The sequence below is a fragment of the Cognatishimia sp. F0-27 genome (genome assembly GCF_020667845.1).
In the GTDB taxonomy this organism is placed as follows: domain Bacteria; phylum Pseudomonadota; class Alphaproteobacteria; order Rhodobacterales; family Rhodobacteraceae; genus JAFMPQ01.
On sequence record NZ_JAFMPQ010000015.1, the window covers coordinates 1 to 21,732 of the forward strand.

A 21,732-nucleotide genomic window follows, 5' to 3' on the forward strand; every position below is an offset into this window, starting at 1 on the left:
AAACCACTGTAGGGACCCGAGACCCGGCTATGATCACCTGCTGCGCTTTTTGATGGCTGCGCAGGCAATCATAGCCTCTAAATCAACGTCATTCCAAAGGTGTTATGGCCCAGAGTTCGTCTCCCGTGACCTTGATCTCTGGGCCTATACCAACGACGTCACGCTCGACCTCTCAAGGCCCGGCAAACCTGCGGACAACGGGTCATCGAAGCCTTCAGAAGCATGCTGAGGGCGGAGTGTTTGAACGCGCACTGGTTCATCAGCCTTGCGGATGCGCGGGACAAGCTGCGGGATCGACGTAGGAACTACAACGAGGGCAGACCCCGCAGCGCGATCGGATACAACGTGCTTATTCCCATACATTATCCCGATGACGTCACCAGCCCGTCGCCGTGAAGAAGCCGGAAAAATCCAGCTTCCGGCGGTCCAAGGTTGGGGAAAAGTGCAAAGACCCGCAGACACTCATCATGAGTGAGGGATGACCTTGGGGGCAGGTCAGTATTAATTTTATCTGAATTCGATCTTGTTGAGCCTTTGGGGGGTCCAGAGCCAAGGCTATTGCTGATTTTTCGAGATTTGCATTGGTGCTCGTTCGGGATAACTCAAATATTTGTTAAATCATATGATCTTCTCTGCTTTTGTTAGGCTTCCTTTAGCAACCATGGCTCATGGTGCACACACCACAGAAAGTTTGTGCAGGCATTTTTGTCTGTAGCCGTCAGAAGGCGTTGACATGACCGGAAACGGTTTGACCAGTTGATGTAAAATCATCAAGAAAAATCTAGGAAACTAAAATGTCCAGTATTCTGACCAACAACGGCGCGATGGTGGCGCTGCAAACACTTCGATCCATCAACTCCAATCTTGCCGAAACTCAATCTCAGATTTCTACCGGCAAGAACGTAGCGAATGCTAAAGACAACGCCGCGGTCTGGGCGATCTCGAAAACTATGGAAGCAGATGTCAAAGGCTTCAAAGGGATCTCCGACAGCCTTAATTTGGGACAATCAACTGTCACAGTTGCACGCCAAGCAGCAGAGACAGTGACTGAGTTGCTGACTGAGATCAAAGGAAAGGTTGTTGCAGCTCAAGAGGAAAACGTTGATCGCGCCAAGATCCAAACTGATATATCGGCGCTTCGCGATCAAATTGGTGCGGTTGTCGGTGCCGCGCAGTTCAACGGTCTTAACCTCTTGTCAAACACGGAAACCGCCGCTGGTTCCGGTTCGGTCAACGTACTTGCTTCCTTGGATCGCTCTGCTGACGGTGTTGCTGCAAGCGATATTACGGTCGGTAAGCAGGATCTGGGGACAGGGGCGTCTTCCATTGACTACACAGGTACAAGCCCTGCTACGAACGCAGACTTGTTTGCATTCGGTACAACTGCCGCACAGGCAGTAACGGCCGTCAACACCGGCGCCAACGCGTCCCTGACGATCAATATCGGATCGGAAGCGGCAGCGACCGCACCGTCTCTGGCGAATTTTAGTGCTGATGACGCCGTAGAAGCCGGTACCGGTTTTCAAATCGTGATCTCCGCCTCGGGTGGACAGGTTCCAGCAGGTTTCAACACAGCGGACGGGGATGTCACCTATGTTGCGCGTGACGGTGATACGGCGAATGATGTAGCCACTGGCCTCGCTAACGCATTCAACAAGTATGCAAAGGAGACGCTCGGCTCCGAACTTGTTGGCGAGGGTTCTGGAAAAATTCAGGCCAGAGTTGGCGATGATGGTTTTAGCCTTGTAATCGAAGGATTTGATGATCAAGCGGCCGATACGTTTTCTGTCAATGCGGAACAGTTTGACGCAGACGATACCACAATCGGTGGGCGGCTTGAGGCTTTGACCGATATCGATGTGACAACGGATGCAGGTGCTGACTCGGCGCTCGATGAAATTGAAGGGCTGATCCAGATTTCCATCGACTCGGCAGCGCAGTTCGGTTCAGCCCAAGGCCGGATCGAAACGCAATCCGAGTTTATCTCGGGGCTCACTGATGCCCTGAAGTCGGGTATCGGTACGCTTGTTGATGCCGATATGGAAGAGGCTTCTGCTCGATTGCAGGCTCTGCAGGTGCAGCAGCAGCTTGGGGTTCAGGCACTTTCGATCGCAAACCAGGCGCCTCAGTCCCTTCTTTCTCTCTTCCGGTAATAGATCTTTGACCGAGGGCCCTGCTGGGTCTTCGGTCATTATCTTCGGTCGATCATATTGGGTATCATTGTGAATAGTTCAAGTCTGGCAAGACAGGCCTACGGTCAAGCCGTCCAAACAACGAGGACAGATCGTAGCACAGAGTATCTGCTTATTGCGAAAGTTACTCATAGGATTAAGGCCTCCGCTGAGGCTGGTGCTTTGAAATATTCGGATTTGGTGGAGGCATTGTCCGATAATCAACGGGTATGGACGACTTTGGCTGTTGACGTAGCCAATGAGAATAATCGGCTTCCGCAAGAACTTCGGGCAAGAATTTTCTATCTGTCTGAATTTGTTCAAGTATATACCCGAAAGGTTTTGCTTGATGGAGCCTCTGTCCGTCCACTATTGGATATCAATTCTGCTATTTTGCGCGGACTATCGGGAAAAGGAACCACTAGATGACTGGCTTGGTATTAAAGTTGGGGCCGCGAGAAAGGGTATTGATAAATGGTGCGGTCATTGAAAATGGCGACCGCCGCAGTAGATTGTCTATTGTCACTCCAAATGCGAATATTCTTCGACTTCGTGATGCCATTCATCCTGATGAAGCAACGACCCCAGTTCGCCGCGTTTGCTACTCGGCCCAACTGATGTTGACAGGTGATACTTCAGGGGCCGGGCATCAGACGAGATTATTGCGAGAAATTGAGGAGTTGAGCCGCGTTTTCACCGATTATGACAGTCGAAGCTTGCTCAACCAGGCGACCGAAGCCTTGTTGGAAGATCATCCGTACCGATGTCTGAAGGCGCTTCGCGGCCTCCTTGCAAGAGAGGATCGATTGATTGCCGCTCGTCGCGATAATCCTGCATTTATGCAAACTCAGTGACCTGAAACCCCACTTGCCTTCTGCTTCGCAGAGAAACCATCGGGTGTTTTGTGCTCAAGCCGCGTTTATTGCAACGACCCGATGAAACCTTGCTCATGCTGCAAGGGGGAAAGCACAGCGAGGAGCGGACCAGTGGAAAACGGTATCAGGAGATTGGTGGCGAACGGGTAATCCGCGCCTCGTCATTGAGATCATTTACGGCAAGACGACAATGGCTGTGGCCAGCCCGTCTTGAAGTTCAGGCACCATCAGCGAAAAAAGAACTGAAACGATGATGCGCGCAAGGGTATGTAGGATGCCCTGAAGGCCAACCCGCTTGATGTGCGCCAGCAGTAGGAGAAGCAGTTCCGCGAATTGCAAGAAGCCCATGATGAGGCCGTGCTGGACGTCAGAGCACAAAAAAAGTTGCCGGCACTCATGGGGCGGGAGGATGACAATTGATCCGGACGCTTCATGAAGGCCTTCTCGCTGCCGGTGACAATGAACCTATCTCCAAGCTGTGCGCCCGGTTTAGTGTTCCGCGCCGCACGGTCTACTAAAAATCTACGAAGCCTCGGCCCAAACTGGACGACAAATTTGTTAGGCCCAAAAGCGTTGATCGAAGAAGAACCGCCTGTCGGCTATCGCACCGCTGCAAGGCTTCTGGGGTTCAACAAAAACACTGGGCAGCGGGTAGTCCCTCGGATCTGAAAGAGATGCGGAAGTAGAGTTTTCTCGGCGGAATGAACGGGGAGATTCCGATGAAGAGGACACATTTCACAAAAGCTCAGATCATGGGTGTGCTGCACCATATGGAGGGCGTTATGCCTGCTGCCGAGCTGTGTCGCGAGCACGGCATGCGCAGTCCGACTCTGTACAAATGGCGGGCGAAGCATGGCGGGATTGACGCCAGCGTCATCAGCGAGAAGACGGCGATGGCGGAGAAGAACTGCCGCCTGAAGCGCATCTATGCTTGCGTCAGAATGCAGAATGATCTGCTCAAAGCGGCACTGGGAAAAAAGTGACGCGGCCAGCTCAACGCCGGGAGTTGGCCGTGAAAACGATGGCGGTGATGGGCGTCAGGGTCGCGCTGGCCAGTCGGGTATTCGATGTCAGCGAGACCTGTTACAGATAAAGTCCAAAACTCAAAAATGGCAGAAATATCCGACATATTCTCCGCCAGATTGGGAGACCCCAAAAGGGCTCAAGCCATTGGGGTGGGACGAGCGCACTGCCACTAACGGTAAGGCTTGGCCGATACAAATCCAAAGCTTTACAGGAAAACGCCACTCCATTGACAAGTCCGGTCTATCCTGATCTTCGATAATGCAAACGAGGTGCGGGCTGAAAACGCTATGCAGGTGATCGTTACTGGCACGACGGGCGTCTTGGGCTTTGAAACCTTACAGGTTTTGGATCGCGTCACGGGCCTTGACGCGATTGGCGTTTCGCGGCGCGGGCCGCTTGGCAACGACCGTCTGACCAATCTCACACGCCCCAACCTTCTGGACGCCGATTGGGCGCGTGAGATTGACAGAGGTGCTGCGATTATTCACTTTGCTGGACTGTCCAGCCCACGAGAGCCGTTTCACGACCTGGACGATCTTTGGCAGCAGACCATACGCCCCCAGGTGTCTTTCGTCACACGACTGCTGGATGCGGGGTGGTTGGGGCATTTCGTGTATATCTCCAGTGGCGGAGCGATCTACGGCGATGCGCCCGAGTTACCCATCTCCGAAACACACCAGACAGCGCCGAAAACGCACTATGCCCTGCAAAAGCTCACGGTGGAGGCGCAGCTCTCTCACCTTGCCCTGCGCCACGGCTTTCCATTGACCATCCTGCGACTGTCCAACCCATTCGGTGCACAGTTACAGACTGGCGGGCGCGGTGTTGTGTCCATGCTGATCGAGGCGGCGCGCAGCGGGAAGCCTTTCACCATCCAGAACGGCGGCAAGGCGAAACGCGATTTCTTGCATGTCGACGACATGGTGGAGGGGATCCATGCCATTCTCAGGCGGAAGCGCTCTGAAGCGATTGATATCGTGCATTTGGGCAGTGGCGTTGGAACCAGCATCCTCGAACTGATTTCAGAGATTGAGCATCAAACCGGGCGTCAGATAAGAACCGTAGATGTGCATGCTCCGTCGGTCGTCGGGGATATCGTGCTGGATGTTTCCCGCGCAAAAGAGCTGTTCCGATGGGCTCCGAAAATCCCGTTGTCGGAAGGTCTGGCACGCACAATCGCCCGCTACCCGGCATGACGAACCGGATCATGTTACGAAAACGGTTTGCGAGGGAACGTCTGCCGGCCAGGGCTGCACGCTTGCCAGACGGCACGATGCGGTTACGCTTTTCGGTTCGAATGGGGCGGGCCTGCATTTTTCACGCCAAAGTCAGTGTCGCGTCCCACCAAACGGCGGATACGCCGAACAGTGCCGCAGCTTTCGATGGGGCCTGGCACATGCCGCGACCCCTGGCGCGCTGGCGACTATCGGAGCCGGCTCATCCCGCCGCTTGCAAGGTCTCGCAGCGGCACATGGCCAGGATGGCGTTTGTGCCATATCATTGCCAAAAGCGGGGGAGCGTCGCGCCGCGTTGAACGATAGAGACCGACAGCCCTGGTCGAGAAATGGATTGAGGTAAAGCAATGATTTTTCACTATTCCAAAGGGTCGGGCGCGTTGGCCGTTCATGTTCTGCTTGAAGAAGTCGGTTGCGCCTACACCCCGCATGAAGTGCCGATCCCCAAGGCGGCCCATCAAGCTCCCGATTTTCTTGCGGTGAACCCGAAGGGCCGTTTGCCTGCATTGGAAACCGACCGGGGCGTGCTCACCGAGAACCCTGCCATCTTGTCTTGGTTGGCGAGAACGCATGCCAAAGAGCTCGCTCCGGACGATCCTTTTGCATTCGCTCAGGCCATGGCCCTCTGTGTCTATATCGCAACCACGGTTCATATTGCATTTGCGCATCAGCAGCGTGGCACCCGGTGGAGCGACGATCCCGCGATCATCGAAGGTATGAAAGTCAAGGTTCCCCAAAACCTCGCTGATGGTGCGCGTTACCTTGAGGATCACGGCATTCTCGGTCCGTACGCGTTGGGGGACGCGTATTCCTTTTGTGACCCATACGTCTTTCAGGCCTGCCGCTGGATACAGGCTGGCGGGGTATCCCTCGACGCCTATCCCAAGCTTCACACCCTTTTCGAGACTGTGAAGGCGCGTCCCGCAACGCAGAGAGCGATGAGGTTACACGGTTTGTGACTTCGGCCAAACCGGTTGCTCCGGTCAGGGGGCTGGTCAGGGGTCCGGTGCCGCCAATCCGTCGATCTTCACATTGACGCAGGCCGGCAAGCCTGACGCTTCCGCTGCGCGGAGTGCGGGCTCGAGGTCATCAAGCCGCTCGACATAAGCCCCAAAGCCCCCCAAGGCGCACACAGCCTCATCGTAACGTGCGTCGCTCAGCTGGCATCCATGAGTCCGATCGGTGCCATAGTCTCGGGCTTGTATGAGATGTTCGGCATTCCACCGATTATCATTCCCGATGACCGCAACAAACGGCAGGGCCTCGCGCGCGGCTGTCTCGAATTCCGAAAGATGGAAGCCCGCGGTGCCATCGCCCATCAGCGCATAGATCGTCGCGTTTGGCCGCGCCGCGCGTGCGCCAATGGCATATCCGATGCTGCCCCCAATCGCGCCGGATACACCATTCACGATCCGAGTCGGTGCATGACAGACAGACTGCGCCCACTGACCGAATTCTCCGCCATCACAGATCAATACTGGCTCACGGACGAGGGCGATCCGCCCTTGCACGGCGTCGCAGAGGGACTGTGAAGTAAGCCCGTTGCCCCCTCGCTCGGGGCGTTTGGCCACAAGGGCGTCAACCTGAGCCAACCACTCGGATGCTGTGGAGCCTCGCGCCGGATGTGATGCAAACGCGCGGGCCGTGACGCCCGGGTCCGCAATGGTCAGCGTTTCGAGCCGGTCAGACAGGTTCACTTCGGCCCGGCTCGCGTCCTCGGTGTCTTCTGTGATGACATGCCAGGACGCCTGTGGCGCCACCGCGGCAGTGCCAAATCCCTGAGTGAAATCCACCGGCTTGCCAATGGACAAGATCAGATCCGCCTGCGCCATCGCCTGTTTCCACGCACCAAGCGCCGGATCACGCAGCCCGCGCGGGCTTTCGAGGCAAAGGACCGGGGCTCCTGTCGCCTCGCGAAGCGCTTTGCGCAAACCGGGTGCGCGGCTTTCAGACAAATGGGGACCGAGCAGGATCAGGGGACGCGTCGCATTGCGCACCGCAGCGGTTAAAACGCCGATATCCGGTGCGGGCGTTGTCGCACGGGCTACGGGGGGCAGCGGATCCTGCACAGTCTGGCGCAAAATATCATCGGGCAGAGCGAGATGAACCGGGCCGGGCGTGCCCGACTGTGCGACCCCCGCCAATTCCGCCAGCACACGCGGAATCTCATCCGCCGAACGCAGGCGATAGGACCGTTTCGTAAGGCTTTGCGTCAATCCGACCTGATCCATTTCCTGAAAAGTGCCGGTGCCATCTCCGGCGCGCGGGCTGTCGCCTGACAGAAGCAGAAGCGGTGTCTGCGATGCGCGTGCGGTCAACAAGGGGGCCAAAGCGTTCGCCAGACCCGCGCCGGCTGTCACCAGCGCGACCCCAAGCCCGCCGGTGATCTGTGCGTGGGCTTCCGCAGCATATGCCGCGGCGGCCTCGTGGCGCGTGTGGATCAACCGCAGCCCCGTGTCCAAAGCTGCATCGAACACCGGCATGATCTGGTTGCCAGAGAGCGCAAATATGGTTTCAACCCCTTCGCTCTCCAAAGCGGAGCAAAGCAAATCGGCGCCGCGCGCCGCGCCTTGGCCGTCTTTCATGTCATGTCCTTTCGGCTACATGCACCGTAACCCGGTGCACGACGTTATTGGCAAACCCCGCCATGTCGAACGGCGCTTCGAGCGGTTGGGTTGCCCCATTGGCATCGGTTGCGCGGCAGGCGATCATATGGCGGCCCGGACGCGCGGCCCACTCAATCGTCCAGCCGGTCCAGGCGTAACGGCCAACCGGGGGAGTCAGATGTGCCTCTTGCCATGTCTCATCGAGCAAGACCTCGACCCGCGTAATCGGCACCCCGTTTCCGGACCACGCGCGGCCTTGCAGCGTCACAGGACCCTCGCGCAGCCAGCGTTCGCGCGTGATCCAGTCCGGCACACCCGGCGGCACCAGAAGCGATTTCACGCGGATCGCGTTTACGGGTTCGCCCGGATCATTCTCGTGCTTGCGGAAGCGATAGGTCTGAACCTGCTGAAACCCGTCATACCGTTCGGTGAGGGCCCGGATCGTGGTGAGCCACTTCACGCTCGCCATGCCATACCATCCCGGAACGATGATGCGCAGCGGCGCGCCATGCTGGGGCAAAAGCGGCGCGCCGTTCATGCCCCAGACCAACAGGACGTCAAGCGCATCGATCTCCTCCGGTGTCAGGCTGCGGCCAAACGCATGCGGAACGCCTTTGTCAAAGCCTGCATCAGCGCCAAGGAAGGCGAAATCGACGACACCGTTCAGGGGTTTGGCGCGCGTGATCAGCGGCGCCAACGGTGTCCCGGTCCATTCCGATGTTCCGACAGCCTCGTAATGCCATGGCATGGAATGGCTGCGCGGCGACATGTTGGACCGACCGTTGCCCGCGCATTCAAGGGTGACGGGCATGCTCTGCACGGGCAAGCCGCGGATCTCGTCCATGTCGAGGGAAAACGGCGCTTCAAATGCCCCCTCGAAGCACAGCCTATGCGTGGTTTCGTCAATCATGGGGACGTCGAAATGTGTTAGCAGGTAGTGGGTGCCTGTTGGCGTGATATCGCGCGTCAGGGTTTCCAGCAGGGCGCCCGAATTGCGATTGGCCAAGCCGACCTCGTGGCGCGAAAAGAGACCATCCTCGGTTTTGGGTTTTGGCTGCCCGGGTTCGAACGGGTTGCGCATGTTTCGTGGTCCTTCTCTGGGCGTCGTTGCAAAGCCGGTGGGGGTCGGCTTTTTCATCCGGTGACGGCTTTGCGTGAGCCGATCTTGGTCCGGCGAGCGTGGCATTGGCAAACGCATTCTGACCAACACCGCAAAAGCGACAGTCACGCGCTGCGCAGTCGAAACCGCCTCCCACGTGGTGCGCCGCGTGATAATCCGTCGGTCGGTTGTGCCGTCCGATCTATACCTCGCCGTGCTTAGGCCCTAAGGCAGATCGCATGGATGTCATGTCATTGCTGAACTACGGAGCCGTCGCGCTGTTTGCGGCCGGAATTGTCAAAGGCTTCGTGGGCCTTGGGCTGCCGACCGTCGCCATGGGGCTTTTGACCTTTGGCATGGAGCCACGGCTTGCCTTGTCCCTGATCCTCGTGCCGATGCTGATGAGCAACCTTTGGCAGATGATACGCGGTGGCGATATGATGGGCGTCATGCGCCGCCATTGGCGGTTTGCCGTCGCGTTGATGGTGACGGTCGGATTGACGGTCTACCTGACTCGCGAAGCCTCAGACCGGCTCCTGCTTGCAATGCTGAGCATCGCGTTGCTGATTTTTGCCGGGGCAAGCTGGAAGCGGATGGTGCCAGAGATCCCTCCGCGCCTGCTGCGGATCACGGAGGTTGTCACGGCAATCATTGTCGGCGTCATCGGCGGACTGACCGGCGGATGGGGAGCCCCCTTGGCGATGTATCTGTCTGCCCGCAGGGTCGAAACCGAAGAGTTCATCCGGGCGTCCGGCTTCCTGATCGCTGCGGGAAGCGTGCCGCTCCTGGGCAGCTATGCCGCGCTCGGCTTGGCTTCGGGCCCGGTCTTTGCGCTCTCTGCGGCGCTTTTGGTGCCGACGTTGCTTGGGTTCACGGTTGGTGAAACGCTGCGGCGCAGGCTCAATCCAGAAGGCTTCCGCAAGGCGCTGATCTGGGTGTTCTTTCTACTTGGGCTGGACCTGATGCGCCGGGCCATCATGCTATGATCCTTGATGCCCCCAAGACACGGTTCTAGTTTGTGGATCGTGCGATGGAAGGGTGTCCGACATGGAACTAAACGCAGATTTCACAAAGCCGGTATTGTTGGCCACCGATACGTTGGCCTGGCACGGATCGCCCGCTGCCGGGGTTGAGCGCCGCATGCTCGATCGGATCGGAGGCGAGGTCGCCCGGGCGACATCCATCGTGCGTTTCAAACCGGGCCACGCGTTCGACGCGCATACCCACGGGGGTGGCGAGGAATTCATCGTGCTGGAGGGGGTCTTTCAGGACGAGCATGGCGACTACCCGGCAGGGACCTATGTGCGCAACCCGCCGACCTCGCGTCACACGCCCCATTCCCAAGAGGGCTGCACCATCTTCGTGAAGCTCTGGCAGTTCGATCCGGAAGATCGCCACCAGATGCGCACCGACATGACCGAAGACCTCGAAGAAACCGGTGCGGGTCTGTTTCAGAAGACCTTGTTCGAAGATGCACGCGAGACCGTAACCTATACCGAGGCGGATCCGGGCGCGACCCTGGCCGTTTCTGCGCCCGGTGGCATCGAGTGTCTCGTGATCGACGGGTCTCTTGAGATGGACGGCGACACGCTTGGCCCGCGTGGCTGGCTGCGCTTGCCCGAGGGTGCGCCACTCTTTGCCACAGCGGGGCCGGAAGGGGCCGAGATCTGGCTCAAGACGGGTCATCTTCGCTACGTGCAGGCGCCTTCGACAGAAGGCTGACCCCCTGCACGACGCGACGCTCCTGTGAACGCGACCGCAGCGGACTGCGCGCCAGCAACTTCGATTTCTGTTGACGAATTTGGAACGATCCAGTATCGCTGTGTGCATAATTTGGAACGGTCCAATTTCGGGCGAGAATCACGTCGCAGATGGACCTATGAGCGAAAGGTTGGTCACGCATGCGCTGGGCATTGATCGGAGCGAGCCGGATTGCATCAAGCTATATGATCGACGCAATCCGCGCACAGGACGGGGCAGAGATCACTGCGGTCCTTTCATCCAGCGCCGAGCGCGGCGCAGAATACGCACAGACCCACGGGGTTGCGCAAAGCTATACGGATCTCGATGCGCTGTTGTCCGGGGCGCCTTGCGATGCCGTTTACATCTCCACGACGAATGAAAAACACCATGCGCAGGCGCTTGCATGCATCGCGGCAGGCAAGCACGTGCTTTGTGAAAAGCCCCTCGCCATGTCGGTGTCCGATGCCAATGAGATGGTCACAGCCGCAGAAGACGCAGGCGTCGTGTTCGCAACCAACCACCATCTCCGGAACGCCGGGACACATCTCGCGATTCGCGAACAGATCCAAAAAGGGGCGGTTGGTGACGTGCTGTCCATCCGGGTCTTCCACGCCGTTCAATTGCCACAGGATTTGCAGGGCTGGCGCATCGACAATCCCGAGGCCGGCGGTGGCGTGATTCCCGATATCGTCGTCCATGATGCCGACACCGTGCGCTTTCACCTTGACGAAGACCCGGTCTCCGTGGTGGCCAAGGCCACTGCGTCAGGCCTCGGCGAGGGGGTGGAAGACAGCGTGATGTCGGTATGGACGATGCCGTCCGGCGCCATGGTCATGACCCATGAAAGCTTTACCCATGCTTTTGCCAGGACCGGCTTCGAGGTGCACGGCACTCGCGGGTCGATCGTTGCGCGCGACGTGATGACCCAAAGACCCGTTGGAGAGATCACGCTGACGGATGCCGACGGCCCTCGACCGATCGCCTTTGATGCGCATAACCTCTACGTGCGTTCGCTTGGGTTGTACTATGCTGCCACGCGCGGGCAGGGGCGTCCGTCGGCCGACGGGGTTGACGGGATCAAATCCCTTGCGGTCGCTCTTGCGGTGAAGGAAGCCGCCGAGACCGGGCGCGAGGTCGTCGTCGATTACGGGGGGCGCTGATGTCAAAGGTCGTCACCCCTGCAGAGGCTGTCGCGCAAATCGCGGATGGTGCCGTTGTGACCGTATCGTCTTCCTCGGGGCTCGGGTGTCCTGACAAGGTGCTCGAAGCCATAGGCCAGCGGTTTGACTTGGAAGGGCATCCCCGCAACCTGACTACGCTACATCCGATTGCGGCGGGCGATATGTATGGCATCAAGGGGATCGACCATCTTGCAAAAGACGGTTTGCTTGCCACGATCATCGCGGGAAGCTACCCCTCCGGGCCGTCTTCTCTGCCCATGCCCGAAATCTGGAAGATGCTCACCGAAGACCGCGTTGCGGCCTATAACGTGCCGTCCGGGATCCTTTTTGACATGCACCGCGATGTGGCCGCGCGGCGGCCCGGCGTGCTGACCCAGGTTGGGCTGGACACATTCGTGGATCCGATCCGCGAGGGCTGCGCCATGAATGCGCGCGCAGAAGAGCGCCCCATCGTGCATCGCCACGAGATGCACGGCGAAACCTGGCTGCATTTTCCGAACATCGTTCCCGAGGTCGCGATCATCCGCGCCACCACCGCAGACGAACGCGGAAACCTGACCTATGAGCATGAGGGGGCCTATCTTGGCGGGTTGGAGCAGGCGATTGCCGTGCGCAACCATGGGGGGCTCGTGATTGCTCAGGTGAAGCGCGTAACCGCGTCTGGATCCTTGCGCCCCCATGATGTGCGTGTTCCGGGGCATCTTGTGGATCTGATCGTGGTGGATCCCGATCAACGGCAGACCACGGAGACCTCTTACGACCCGGCCATCTCTGGCGAGATCATGCGGCCCTGGGACAGTTTCAGCCTTGCGGAGCACGGGGTTGAAAAGGTCATGGCCAGACGTGCGGCGATGGAACTGCGTCGCGGCATGACGGCCAATCTCGGTTTTGGCATATCGGCGCAGGTGCCCCGGATTCTGCTGGAGGCCGGTGAACCGCAGGCCGTGACATGGGCGATCGAACAAGGGGCCGCGGGGGGCATGCCGCTCACCGGTTTTGCCTTTGGATGCGCCTCCAATGCCGACGCTTACGTGCCGTCGCCTCAACAATTCACCTATTTTCAGGGCGGCGGATTTGACCTGTCTTTCCTGTCTTTCCTGGAGGTTGACACGGACGGCAATGTCAATGTCTCCAAGCTTGGCAAAAAGCCCTATCTCACTGCCGGGTGCGGCGGTTTCGTGGATATCACCGCGCATGGCCGACGCATCGTGTTTTCGGGCTATTTCGAGGCCGGCGCCGATCTTGCGCTCACCGAAAACAGTTTGACGGTCAAGCGCCCGGGCAAATTCACCAAAATGGTGGATCGCGTCGAGCACGTCACCTTTTCTGGCCGCCGTGCGCGTGAAACCGGGCAGGACATCCTGTATGTCACGGAGCGCTGCGTGATCCGACTGACGGATCAGGGCCTCCTCGCGACGGAGATCATGCCGGGCATCAATGCCGAGCGTGATATCGTTGAGGCATCGCACGGCCGCGTGCGCGTGGCGGAGAATGCGGTGCAGATGCCCAAAGCCCTGCTCTCGGAAGCGCCCATGGAGTTGGCCCTGTGAGCCGCGTTCATCTGATTCAGCACGGGGCGGTGTTCGAGTTGCGACTGGACAATCCCGACAAACTCAACGCGTTCACCCGCGATATGCTCGATGCACTGGACGCGCATCTGGGCGCGGTCGAGCGGGATCCCTCCGTGCGCGCCGTTGTTGTGACGGCCGCACCGTGCAAGGCGTTTTGTGCCGGGGCCGACATTCTCGCATGGGGGGCGCTCAGCCCGCGTGACTTCGCGCGCCACTGGGTGCGTGACGGACATCGCGTCTTTGACAGGCTGGCGCGGCTCTCAAAGCCGACCGTGGCGGCGCTGGGTGCGCATGCCTTTGGCGGGGGACTGGAATTCGCGGCTTGTTGCGACGCCCGCGTGATGGCCCCACGCGCGACCATCGCGCTGCCAGAAGCGTCCATTGGCATCGTCCCGGGGTGGAGTGGCACACAAAGGCTGACCCGATTGATCGGCGAGCCCGCGGTCAAGGAAATGGCGCTCTTTGGCCGCAGGATCTCTGCGGAACGCTGCCTTGCACTGGGGTTCGTGGCGGAGATCGCCGAGGACGCAACCGCGAGCGCCTTTGCCATCGCCGAGAAAGCCACGCACGCCTCTCCGCGCGCAATCGAGGTGGCCAAGGCCATGATTCATGCAGGTGCGGGCGAAGACAGTGCCGCAATGATTGAAACGCTCGGCTCCGGCATGGTCGGGGCCACGGACGACCGGGAAGAGGGCGTCGCCGCCTTCCGGGACAAGCGTAAACCCGATTTTACAGGGGCTTAAATGAACGATCTGACTGTCATCGCGGGCCCGACCGAGGCCTTTTCCGACGCCCCGTTCGAGGCGCGCCATCTTGTCAACGGAGCGTGGTGCGACAGCGCAAGCGGGGAGGTGTCTGAACGTCTCTCGCCCGCTCATGGCCTCGTGGTCAGCCGCGCCGCTCGGGGGACCCGGGCGGAAACCGATGCGGCCATCTCCGCCGCACGCGCGGCGTTTGACGCCGATGACTGGTCTCGCCGCTCCGGCAAGGAGCGTGCCACCCTCTTGCTGAAGGTGGCCGACCTGATCGACCGGGATCGGGCGCGGATTGCCCGGATGGAAGTTCTGGAGTCAGGCAAACCCATTGCGCAGGCCGAGGCAGAGATCGAGGGCGCGGCCGATCTCTGGCGCTACGCCGCGTCGTTGGCCCGCACGATGCACGGGGAAAGCCACAACACGCTTGGTCCCGACATGCTCGGGGTTGTCCTCAAGGAGCCGATTGGCGTTGTGTCCATCATCACGCCGTGGAACTTTCCGTTCCTGATCGTGAGTCAAAAACTGCCGTTTGCGCTCGCGGCGGGTTGCACCTGCGTGATCAAACCCTCCGAATTGACGCCATCCACAACCGTGATCCTGGGGGGATTGCTGCTTGAGGCGGGCGTTCCGGCGGGCGTTGTCAACATCGTGCTGGGCTATGGTGACCCGGTGGGCATCGCCCTCTCGACCGATCCGCGCGTCGACATGGTGACGTTTACGGGCTCGACCGCTGTGGGCAAGCATATCTCGGAGGCCGCCGCCGCGACTCTCAAAAAGGTTTCGCTGGAACTCGGAGGCAAAAATCCGCAGGTCATATTCAGCGATGCAGATCTTGAGCAGGCGATCGATGCCATTGCCTTCGGCGTCTATTTCAATGCCGGTGAGTGCTGCAACTCCAGCTCACGGATCCTTGTGCAGCAGGACATCGCAGACGAGGTGATCGAGCGGATCACCGCCATGTCGCGGTCGGTCTCTTTCGGCGATCCCCTCAATCCGGCGACCAAGGTCGGCGCAATCATCTCCCCGGAGCATCAGGCCAAGATCGACGGCTACGTGCGCGCCGCCCGCGCGGCAGGTGCCGCCGTGCCGATCGGCGGTGAAATTCTGCGCGTCCCGGGGTTGGCGGGTCAGTTCTATCAACCCACCGTGGTCGGGCCGGTGTCGCCCGACATGCCGATTGCCACCGAAGAGGTGTTCGGCCCGGTTCTGGCTGTCCTGACATTCCGCGATATGGACGACGCATTGGAGATCGTGAATGGCTCCGCCTACGGACTGTCCGCTGGTGTGTGGAGCGAGAATGTCCATACCTGTCTCGAATTTGCACGCCGGGCAAAGGCTGGCACGATATGGACGAACACCTGGATGGACGGTTTCCCCGAAATGCCCTTCGGCGGGATGCGGGAAAGCGGACAGGGTCGTGAGCTTGGCCGCTACGGGCTTGAGGAATTCCTTGAGACCAAGACGCTCACCATGCGGATCGGCAAGACGCGGGGAGCTTGGGTGCGATGACAGGGCGTGCCGCGCAGGCCGGTCCAGGCTCAGGGCTCGAGCGCGAAGTCCGGCTCGGCGGAAAACAGGTGATGCAGCATCGCAGGATCTTCGCCTTGCATGCGACGAACCAGCATTTTTGCCATGGTCTTGCCCGTCAGGCGCACGTCTTCGAACACGGTTTCGATGCGTGGTCGTATGTTGTCGAAAATCGGCGAGGCACGCTTGGAGATCACATCCACGTCGCGCCCGGGCAAAACGCCACAATCCGAGAGCGCGCCGAGCGTAACGAGGGCGGTGGCTTCGCCGACGCAAACCCAGGCATCCGGTGGCTCCGGAGCAGTGGTGCGGGCGCGAACCCAGTCGGCGACCACGGCGCTGGGCGAGTCGATTGTGACCGTATCGGCGATTTCATATCCCACCCCGGCGGCGCGGACGGCGCTCAAGAAGCCATAGCGGAGATGCTGCGCAAAGGTGAACTTGTCGGATGGCGGTACAAAGGCGATGCGCTCACGGCCCCGCTGCACATGGCGCTCCACAGCGGCGCGGGCAAAGCTTTCATTGTCGAAATCGACCCACGGATGCGGTTCGGTGAATTCGGTTCTGCCATGGCTGACGAATGGAAAATCAGCTTCCATGAGCAGGCGGGCGCGCGGGTCGAAGCTTTCGGTTCGCGTGAAGATCAGCCCATCCGCAAGCCGGTTCCGCAAGATCGTTCTGACCGGATCGAGCCGATCCGCGCCAAGCGCATCCGGCACCACCGTCACGGAATACCCGGTGCCGGCAAGACCTGCGGTAATGCCGGACAGGAACTCATGGGTGAAGCCGAGAAACTCGTGCTCGGTATTGAGCATCAGAGTCACGACCTGCGTCCGTCCGGTGCGCAAGCGCCGTGCGGCTCTGTCAGGCACGTACCCCACCGCCCGCGCTGCTTCCGCGACCGTCGCGCGGGTCTTGGCCGCTATCCGGGGATCGTCGGCCAAGGCGCGCGAGACGGTGGCAACCGCGAATCCCGTCATCTGCGCAATCGTGCGCAAAGTGGGTTTGCGTTTTGGACGGTTGGTCAGGCCGCCCGCCGTCGAATCGCGTGTCATGCTGCTCGGTCCTCCAAGGCGGTGCTGTCACCGCGCCGAGTTCCACCATAGTCGAATTAATTGTAACGATTCAACTGGGATTCGTCGACGCAGGAATTTCTGCAGTGCAGAAAATTCGCCTGAAAACAGATGGTTCATACCAATGCTGTGGAGTTCTGGCGAAAAAATAAGGTTGACTTGATGACCAATTATAACGTTTCAATACGCTTAGTCCGAAACGGGCATCGTCAAACAGGGAGGACGACAATGACCATGATGAAAACGCTGAAGCTGACGGCCGCAGCCGTGGCTCTGACCGCAAGCACCGCTGTTGCAGAGGACGTGGAGGTTCTGCACTGGTGGACATCGGGCGGTGAAGCCGCCGCGCTGAATGTTCTCAAGGACGACCTTGCGGGCAACGACATCGGTTGGCAGGACATGCCGGTTGCCGGTGGCGGTGGAGGCAATGCCATGACCGTTCTGCGCGCCCGCGTCACGTCTGGCAACGCGCCGACAGCCGTGCAGATGCTTGGCTTCGACATTCAGGACTGGGCCGCCGAAGGCGCGCTTGCGAACCTGAATGCACTGGCCGAAGAGCAAAAGTGGAACGACGTCATTCCGGCGGCGATCCAGCGCTTCTCCACCAATGACGGCGCATGGGTTGCGGCTCCGGTCAACGTGCACTCGACCAACTGGGTCTGGGCGAACAAGGCGCTGATGGACGAACTGGGCCTCGAACAGCCGCAAAGCTGGGACGAGCTCGTTGCCGCCATGGAAGCAGCCGAAGCTGCAGGATACACGGCTTTGGCCCATGGCGGTCAGGCGTGGCAAGACGCGACCATTTTTGATGCGGTCGCAATGGCAACCGGCGGCCCGGAGTTCTACCAGGCGGCCTTTGTCGATCTCGACGAAGAAGCGCTGGGGTCGGACACGATGAAGGAAGCGTTTGATCGCATGGCCACGCTGCGTGGCTTTGTGGATGACAACTTCTCTGGTCGCGACTGGAACCTTGCCACCGCGATGGTGATCAATGGCGAAGCGCTGTTCCAGATGATGGGCGACTGGGCCAAGGGTGAATTCCTCAACGCGGGCAAGGTGCCGGGCCAGGATTTCGCGTGTTTCCGCTTCCCCGGAACGCAGGATCAGGTCACGTTCAACTCCGACCAGTTCGCGATGTTCAAGCAAGGCGACATGGTCTCGGGTGAGCAGTCCTACCTCGCGGAATCGATCCTGTCCCCGACCTTCCAGATCGCGTTCAACAAGGTGAAAGGGTCCGTGCCCGCGCGCACCGACCTTGACGCCTCCGAACTGGATGCCTGTGGTCAGCAGGGCTACGAGGATTTCAAGGCGGCTGCGGCCTCCGGGAACCTGTATGGCTCCATGGCGCATGGCCACGCCAACCCGGCAGCCGTGAAAAACGCGATGTATGACGTCATCACCGCGCATTTCAACGGCGAGTATGACAGCGCCGCCGCTGTCGAGGAACTGGTGACCGCGGTTCAGATCAACAAGTAAGCCGGATCGGGCGTCCCTTCCCGGGGCGCCCGCGACGCCTCTACTCTATCATTGGCCCGGAGCGGTTTGTCTCGTCCCGGTCGCCAGCGCCGTCTCCCGCACTTGTCCCCAGCGCTCCCGCCAAGGAGAATCCTCATGTCCATGACCGACATGGGCGGCCGCCCCGGTTTTGCCGACCGACTGCGCGATGCCTTGCCCAAACTCGTCCTGAGCCCCTCGGTCGCAATCGTCGCGATCTTCGTTTACGGTTTCATCTTTTTCACCCTCTATCTGTCGTTTACCGACAGCCGTATCTTGCCGTCTTTCGGTTGGGTCGGGTGGCAGAATTATGAAAACCTGTTCCGCATTCGCGCGTGGGACACGGCCGTCACCAACCTGATCATCTTCGGTTCGCTCTATATCATCATTTGCTGTGCGCTGGGCTTGTTGCTGGCGATCCTTCTGGATCAGAAGATCCGTGCCGAAGGCTTCATCCGCACGATCTACCTCTACCCGATGGCGCTGTCCTTCATCGTGACTGGCGTCGCGTGGAAATGGTTCCTCGATCCGGGCATCGGTCTTGAGGCCGTGGTGCAGGGATGGGGCTGGGAAAGCTTCGAATTTAACTGGATCAAGGACGGCGACATGGCGATCTACACCATCGTCATCGCGGCAGTCTGGCAAACCTCCGGCTTTGTCATGGCGATGTTTCTGGCGGGGCTGCGCGGCATCGACAGCGAAATGCTCAAGGCCGCCCAGATCGACGGCGCCTCCACCCTGGCGCTCTACCGTCGTATCGTGATCCCGCAACTGCGCCCCGCGTTCATGTCGGCCTTCGTGGTGCTCGCGCATATGGCGATCAAGAGCTACGACCTGGTGATCGCGCTGACCAATGGCGGCCCCGGCACGGCGACGGAAGTGCCCGCAACCTTCATGTATTCCTACACCTTCACCCGGAACCAGATGGGCATCGGTGCGGCCTCCGCCGTGATCATGCTGATGACAATCGCAGCGATCATCGTGCCGTATCTGTGGTCCGAATTGCGGGAGAAGAAGTGATGGCCAATACGTCCACGAACCCTTCCGCTGCGGTTGGTCGCACCAAGGCGTCGAGCCTGTCTGCTGCCGTGCCGCGGATCATTCTCTACACGGTGCTCGTGCTTTTCTGTATCTACTACCTGCTGCCGCTCTACGTTATGGTGGTCAATTCGCTCAAGCCGCTCGAAGAGATCACGGCGGGTGGCATGATGGCCTTGCCCAACGAATGGACCATCGCCCCCTGGGGGTCTGCGTGGTCCACGGCCCAGATCGGTGTCGATGCGACGGGGCTACGGCCGTATTTCGTGAACTCGCTGGTGATGGTCATTCCGGCCGTTGCGCTTTCGACGATCCTTGGGGCGCTCAATGGCTACGTGCTGACCAAATGGGCCTTCCGCGGGTCGACCCTGCTCTTTGGCCTCCTGCTTTTCGGGTGTTTCATTCCGTTCCAGATGGTCTTGATCCCGATGGCACGTATCCTCGGTCTGACGGGGTTGGCGGGGTCGGTGCCGGGGCTGGTCTTTGTGCATCTGGTTTATGGGATCGGCTTCTCGACGCTGTATTTCCGCAACTACTACGCCGCCTTCCCGACGGAGCTTGTGCGCGCGGCTCAAATCGATGGGGCAGGGTTCTTCACGATCTTCTGGCGAATTCTGTTGCCCTCGTCCGGTCCGATCGCCGTGGTCTGCATCATCTGGCAATTCACCAATATCTGGAACGACTTCCTCTTTGGTGCGAGTTTCTCGGATTTCGACAGCCAGCCGATGACCGTTGCGCTGAACAACTTGGTGCAAAGCTCGACGGGCGTAAAAGAATACAACGTGCATTTCGCTGGGGCGATCATGGCGGCGTTGCCGACGCTGCTCGTTTATATCGTGGCCGGTCGCTATTTCGTGCGCGGCCTGATGGCCGGGAGCGTAAAGGGATGAGCCGCGGTTTTGCGCAGCAAAATGAAAGCTGCCAGTGGCAGGTTTCAAGTGGCGAACGCGCCGGAGGCGTCCGCGGTTTTGCGCAGCAAAATGAAAGCTGCCAGTGGCAGGTTTCAAGTGGCGAACGCGCCGGAGGCGTCCGCGGTTTTGCGCAACTGGACGCTCAGACCAAGACACACACGCCTGCCAATAAATGTGCCCGCCCGGTGGGAACCGCCGGGCCGCGCCGACCCGCCCCCACCGGGGCGGCGCGATTGCGCCACCCCGACGGGCCGGTCGCGGCCCATTTCATCAAGACCACGTTCCGCGCCGAAGTGGCGCCGCAGAAACAGGGAGCCTGAGACATGGGTTTTCTCGATATCAAGCAAGCCACGAAATCCTACGGTCCCGTCAAGGTCCTGCACGAGACGGACATCTCGGTAGAAGAAGGCGAGTTTCTGGTCCTTGTTGGCCCCTCGGGTTGTGGCAAATCGACCTTGCTCAACATGATCGCGGGGCTGGAAGAGGTCACGACCGGTGACATCTCCATCAAGGGTCGGTCCATGAACAACGTCAAACCGGCCGAGCGGAACATCGCGATGGTGTTCCAGAGCTATGCGCTCTACCCGAACATGACCGTGAAGGGGAACATCTCCTTCGGGATGGAAATGCAGGGCGTTCCGAAGCCGGAACGGGAGAAGAAAATCGCGCAGGTGGCCGACCTTCTTCAGATCGGTCAGCTTCTGGACCGCAAGCCCGGACAGCTTTCCGGCGGGCAGCGGCAGAGGGTTGCCATGGGGCGGGCGCTGACCCGCGAGCCAGACGTGTTCCTTTTTGACGAACCGCTCTCCAATCTCGACGCCAAGCTGCGCGTCGACATGCGCACGGAGATCAAGAAGCTGCACCAGAAGCTGGGCACCACGATTGTCTATGTCACCCACGACCAGATCGAGGCCCTGACGCTCTCCACCCGCATCGCGGTGATGTATGGCGGCTATGTTCAACAGCTTGGAACGCCCAAGGAGATCTATGACAACCCGGCCAACATGTTTGTGGCCGGATTCATGGGGTCGCCCTCCATGAATCTCTTTGCCGCGAAGGTCGTTTCGGAAAACGGCCGCACCGCTGTCGAGATCGCTCTGGCTGATGGTCAAAAGGCAACAATCCCCTTTGACAAGGTTCAAGGGCAGGAGGGCCGCGATGTCATTCTCGGAATCCGTCCCGAGGCAATCACCGACCGCGACGGTGCGGACCGCAACAGCCAAAACGTTCATGTTGTCGAAGCCCGGGTCGAGATTACCGAGCCCGCAGGATCGGACACCTTCGTGGTGCTTCAGATGGGCGGCAAGGATGTGACCGGCCGGTTCCGCGCGGATGTGGATGTCAGCGCGGGCGACCGTTTCCCGTTTGCCTTCAACATGGACAAGGCTGTTGCGTTCGACCCCAAAACCGAAGAGCGCGTCGCCTGA

General features: G+C 59.8%; 19 protein-coding genes and 2 pseudogenes. 17 read left to right on the forward strand and 4 right to left on the reverse strand.

What is annotated here, in order from left to right; all coding sequences use genetic code 11:
- Positions 1 to 106: 106 nt before the first annotated feature.
- The 4 genes and pseudogenes from J1C49_RS09785 to flbT form a co-directional block, all read left to right on the forward strand.
- Positions 107 to 396, forward strand: a pseudogene (locus J1C49_RS09785) (integrase core domain-containing protein); the annotation flags it as partial.
- A gap of 398 nt (positions 397 to 794) precedes the next feature.
- On the forward strand, positions 795 to 2,153 hold the full coding sequence (locus J1C49_RS09790) for a flagellin (protein WP_227445640.1): 1,359 nt from the start codon (positions 795 to 797) through the stop codon (positions 2,151 to 2,153).
- Positions 2,154 to 2,222: 69 nt separating this feature from the next.
- On the forward strand, positions 2,223 to 2,600 hold the full coding sequence (flaF, locus tag J1C49_RS09795; protein WP_227445722.1) for a flagellar biosynthesis regulator FlaF: 378 nt from the start codon (positions 2,223 to 2,225) through the stop codon (positions 2,598 to 2,600).
- On the forward strand, positions 2,597 to 3,025 hold the full coding sequence (gene flbT, locus J1C49_RS09800; protein ID WP_227445641.1) for a flagellar biosynthesis repressor FlbT: 429 nt from the start codon (positions 2,597 to 2,599) through the stop codon (positions 3,023 to 3,025). Before flaF ends, flbT begins: the two co-directional genes overlap by 4 nt.
- 195 nt (positions 3,026 to 3,220) lie before the next feature.
- On the opposite strand, the gene J1C49_RS09805 is transcribed toward flbT, so the two are convergent.
- Positions 3,221 to 3,394, reverse strand: coding sequence for a hypothetical protein (locus J1C49_RS09805; RefSeq protein WP_227445642.1), 174 nt, complete (start codon positions 3,392 to 3,394; stop codon positions 3,221 to 3,223).
- Between the two features lie 371 nt (positions 3,395 to 3,765).
- Between J1C49_RS09805 and J1C49_RS09810 the strand changes: the two are divergent.
- From J1C49_RS09810 to J1C49_RS09820, 3 genes and pseudogenes are all read left to right on the forward strand, one after another.
- Positions 3,766 to 4,136 (forward strand): annotated as a pseudogene (locus J1C49_RS09810) (transposase); the annotation flags it as partial.
- A gap of 223 nt (positions 4,137 to 4,359) precedes the next feature.
- The gene (locus J1C49_RS09815) at positions 4,360 to 5,268 is read left to right on the forward strand and encodes an NAD(P)-dependent oxidoreductase (protein WP_227445643.1); all 909 of its coding nucleotides are present in this window, start codon (positions 4,360 to 4,362) and stop codon (positions 5,266 to 5,268) included.
- A 386-nt stretch (positions 5,269 to 5,654) separates the two neighbouring features.
- Positions 5,655 to 6,266, forward strand: coding sequence for a glutathione S-transferase family protein (locus tag J1C49_RS09820; RefSeq protein WP_227445644.1), 612 nt, complete (start codon positions 5,655 to 5,657; stop codon positions 6,264 to 6,266).
- Positions 6,267 to 6,302: 36 nt separating this feature from the next.
- Here J1C49_RS09820 and J1C49_RS09825 read toward each other — a convergent pair whose 3' ends face one another.
- Together J1C49_RS09825 and J1C49_RS09830 are read right to left on the reverse strand one after the other, a co-directional pair.
- On the reverse strand, positions 6,303 to 7,892 hold the full coding sequence (locus tag J1C49_RS09825; protein WP_227445645.1) for a thiamine pyrophosphate-binding protein: 1,590 nt from the start codon (positions 7,890 to 7,892) through the stop codon (positions 6,303 to 6,305).
- Between the two features lies 1 nt (position 7,893).
- On the reverse strand, positions 7,894 to 8,994 hold the full coding sequence (locus J1C49_RS09830; protein ID WP_227445646.1) for a molybdopterin-dependent oxidoreductase: 1,101 nt from the start codon (positions 8,992 to 8,994) through the stop codon (positions 7,894 to 7,896).
- Positions 8,995 to 9,251: 257 nt separating this feature from the next.
- Here J1C49_RS09830 and J1C49_RS09835 point away from each other — a divergent pair, with 257 nt between their 5' ends.
- From J1C49_RS09835 to J1C49_RS09860, 6 genes are all read left to right on the forward strand, one after another.
- The gene (locus tag J1C49_RS09835) at positions 9,252 to 9,998 is read left to right on the forward strand and encodes a sulfite exporter TauE/SafE family protein (RefSeq protein ID WP_227445647.1); all 747 of its coding nucleotides are present in this window, start codon (positions 9,252 to 9,254) and stop codon (positions 9,996 to 9,998) included.
- A gap of 61 nt (positions 9,999 to 10,059) precedes the next feature.
- Positions 10,060 to 10,734: a cupin domain-containing protein gene (locus J1C49_RS09840; protein ID WP_227445648.1), complete on the forward strand. Its 675-nt coding sequence runs from the start codon at positions 10,060 to 10,062 to the stop codon at positions 10,732 to 10,734.
- 179 nt (positions 10,735 to 10,913) lie between these two features.
- Positions 10,914 to 11,915: a Gfo/Idh/MocA family protein gene (locus tag J1C49_RS09845; RefSeq protein ID WP_227445649.1), complete on the forward strand. Its 1,002-nt coding sequence runs from the start codon at positions 10,914 to 10,916 to the stop codon at positions 11,913 to 11,915.
- Positions 11,915 to 13,486, forward strand: coding sequence for an acyl CoA:acetate/3-ketoacid CoA transferase (locus tag J1C49_RS09850; RefSeq protein ID WP_227445650.1), 1,572 nt, complete (start codon positions 11,915 to 11,917; stop codon positions 13,484 to 13,486). The genes J1C49_RS09845 and J1C49_RS09850 overlap by 1 nt, the downstream gene beginning before the upstream one ends.
- On the forward strand, positions 13,483 to 14,250 hold the full coding sequence (locus J1C49_RS09855; RefSeq protein WP_227445651.1) for an enoyl-CoA hydratase/isomerase family protein: 768 nt from the start codon (positions 13,483 to 13,485) through the stop codon (positions 14,248 to 14,250). Before J1C49_RS09850 ends, J1C49_RS09855 begins: the two co-directional genes overlap by 4 nt.
- Positions 14,251 to 15,771, forward strand: coding sequence for an aldehyde dehydrogenase family protein (locus J1C49_RS09860; RefSeq protein WP_227445652.1), 1,521 nt, complete (start codon positions 14,251 to 14,253; stop codon positions 15,769 to 15,771).
- Between the two features lie 29 nt (positions 15,772 to 15,800).
- Here J1C49_RS09860 and J1C49_RS09865 read toward each other — a convergent pair whose 3' ends face one another.
- Positions 15,801 to 16,844 carry a LacI family DNA-binding transcriptional regulator gene (locus tag J1C49_RS09865; protein ID WP_227445653.1) on the reverse strand — a complete coding sequence of 348 codons (1,044 nt, stop codon included), beginning with the start codon at positions 16,842 to 16,844 and terminating at the stop codon, positions 15,801 to 15,803.
- 246 nt (positions 16,845 to 17,090) lie between these two features.
- On the opposite strand from J1C49_RS09865, the gene J1C49_RS09870 reads away from it, so the two are divergent.
- From J1C49_RS09870 to J1C49_RS09885, 4 genes are all read left to right on the forward strand, one after another.
- Positions 17,091 to 18,338 (forward strand): ABC transporter substrate-binding protein, encoded by a 1,248-nt coding sequence (locus tag J1C49_RS09870; RefSeq protein WP_370639392.1) that lies wholly within the window; start codon positions 17,091 to 17,093, stop codon positions 18,336 to 18,338.
- Between the two features lie 135 nt (positions 18,339 to 18,473).
- A complete protein-coding gene (locus J1C49_RS09875; RefSeq protein WP_227445654.1) occupies positions 18,474 to 19,376 on the forward strand; it encodes a carbohydrate ABC transporter permease in 903 nt (300 codons plus the stop codon).
- Entirely contained in the window at positions 19,376 to 20,284 is a 909-nt protein-coding gene (locus J1C49_RS09880; RefSeq protein ID WP_227445655.1) for a carbohydrate ABC transporter permease, read from the forward strand. Before J1C49_RS09875 ends, J1C49_RS09880 begins: the two co-directional genes overlap by 1 nt.
- Positions 20,285 to 20,628: 344 nt before the next feature.
- Positions 20,629 to 21,732 carry an ABC transporter ATP-binding protein gene (locus J1C49_RS09885; RefSeq protein ID WP_227445656.1) on the forward strand — a complete coding sequence of 368 codons (1,104 nt, stop codon included), beginning with the start codon at positions 20,629 to 20,631 and terminating at the stop codon, positions 21,730 to 21,732.